General features: G+C 39.5%; 2 protein-coding genes. One reads left to right on the top strand and one right to left on the bottom strand.

The genetic code is table 11. From position 1 onward, the window contains the following. Positions 1–198: 198 nt before the first annotated feature. Positions 199–1,281: a hypothetical protein gene (locus QT994_RS27510; RefSeq protein ID WP_333180271.1), complete on the top strand. Its 1,083-nt coding sequence runs from the start codon at positions 199–201 to the stop codon at positions 1,279–1,281. A gap of 189 nt (positions 1,282–1,470) precedes the next feature. Here the strand turns inward: QT994_RS27510 and QT994_RS27505 are convergent, their stop codons facing one another. Continuing rightward, entirely contained in the window at positions 1,471–1,968 is a 498-nt protein-coding gene (locus QT994_RS27505; RefSeq protein WP_333180268.1) for a 2TM domain-containing protein, read from the bottom strand. Positions 1,969–2,193 lie beyond the last annotated feature (225 nt).

Genomic DNA, 2,193 nt, shown 5'->3' with positions numbered 1-2,193 from the left:
GGTTTTTAGCTGGAATTTTTGTAGAGATTGACTAAACTCATTTTTTATTATACCCTATTTAAAGGCACAACAGCTTATCGCTACCTCCTGCTCTTAAAATTTTGATTACCTATGTTAAAATTCAGTGGCAGCGGGGAGAGTCCCCGCCTGTCAAGATTTGGGTTGAACGTAAACAAAAATTTACTCCCGAAAACTAAAATGAGCAGCCAACTTAAGAAACCTCTAGATATATGGATCAATGAAGATTTACTACTTCCTGATATACGCCCAGTCCCACTGCTAATGCACCTCAGCCCGCCGGAGACTAATCCAGAGTTACAGTTTTGGAATTTGCTCAGGGATAAATTGCCCGAGCTAGTCAAGATTCACAGATTTACACACTTGGCAGATGCAGGCAACATTGTGGTAATTCCACATTCTATTTCAAGTTATTATATCCTTAAGAAGGAAGATCAATTAAATAAATTTCGGCGCCAAGTATTAGGAGCAAAAAGGACGCTCGTCACCTTTGCAAGCGGTATGGAGTTTAACTCTTTTCAAGGAGAAATATTTTTTTCCGCGGCAACTTACCGTGATAAAAAAGAAAAATTAATACCCACACCCCAATGGATTTATGACCTGGGAGAGAAGGTAAATATCTCAAAGCCATCAATTCCTACTGTCGGTTTTGTGGGAAACGTTGAATATCCATCCCGAATAAATTCGCTGATATTACGTTATATTAAATTTTCTGATTCAATGGTTAACTGGATGGCAGGCAACCCTTTTGTTAATCGTAATTTGAATTTGGGAAGGCGAAGGTTGATTGCACGATTAGTCAGAAAAAAAGTAATTAATGAAGTGCGAAAAACGAAAAATCTACAAACATCTTTGATAGAAAGAAAGGGAGATTTTTTTGATCTTCCAGTGGAAGAAAAAAAGCGCCAAAGAGCCGAGTATCTCGAAAATATCGAGAATAATGCTTATATCTTAACAATGAGGGGAGACGATAATAGCTGTTACCAGCTCTGGGAGGTGATGTCAGCAGGGAGAATTCCGGTTTTCATTGATACCAATAAATCGTTACCGGAGTTGAGAGGGATGAAATGGGAAGATTTTTGCGTTATCGTTCCTTTTTCGGAAGTGCATCGGATTGGAGATTATATCCAAGCTTTTCACGATAAACTTTCGGATGACGATTTTGTTGAGGTCTGCCGGAAATCTCGCGCTGCTTTTGATCAGCTACTCCCTCACAATTTTGTTGTCAGGATTTTGGAAATAATTGCCAAAAGTCCCAACTAATGAGGTAGAAAAAGGGCGAGAGAATGGCGGCTAAGAATATAGGAGTTAATTTAAATATCCGAAAAAAATACAGCAGTTATTAATCATTTGTCCGATTTCTCTCCGGCATAAATGTTAGAGTTGGCTACTTATTTGTATTAGCGGTAATTGATTAGAAGAAAAAGCGCTCGCTTTTTTCTTAATAGAAAATCACGACTGCAACCACTTCATAAACTTATTCGTCGCAGTACCAATAGACTCTCCGACTTGTTTCTTCAACCGCCACCGCTGAAACGCTTTTTCGTAATCTTCCCCTTCAGTTTGATAAACATTCCAAGCATTCAGCGACAATCCTAATCCCCAAGCTAGTAAAATGAAAAGCGACCAAGAAAGCTCGTGCGATGCTGCTAGGTTAAACAAAACTAAAAAAGTATTGATAATGCCGTACTTGGTCACATTTTTATGTAGTTTGCGACGACGGTAAGTGTTAAAAACCAGCTTTTCTTGAAATTCTCCTCTAGTTGCTAACCATTGCTGTTCCGCCGCCACAATATCCTGTTCGGAAATACCCAATTCCGCTGCAATCTCGAAAAGCTGCACTCTGGATAATTCCCCTTCATCCTGTCGGCGTGTGATCGCAAGCTGTAAAATACCCTGAGCATCCTCTGAACCGTAAATGTGATTTATTTGACTTTCATTTGTCGCCATAGCAAGTTTCCTATAATTCCTGACATCCTTTCTATGATAGATATAGGCGCACTTAAACAGCAGGTAGTGACATTGGCGGATTTCAACACCCGGACATTTGAGTGAGCGAGACTCCTGACGTATCCGCTCAATAAATCGGGGTAATAGCAAAAAAGAAGGTTCACAATCTAGGCACAGCATGGTAAAATATGATTCATGACGCAAGAATCATCTCCTCAAAAATTA

Origin of the sequence: Microcoleus sp. S13_B4, from assembly GCF_036700885.1 — a bacterium.
GTDB lineage: Bacteria > Cyanobacteriota > Cyanobacteriia > Cyanobacteriales > Microcoleaceae > Microcoleus.
Note: the sequence above shows the minus strand (reverse complement) of the source record. Positions and strands in the feature narration are given on the sequence as shown.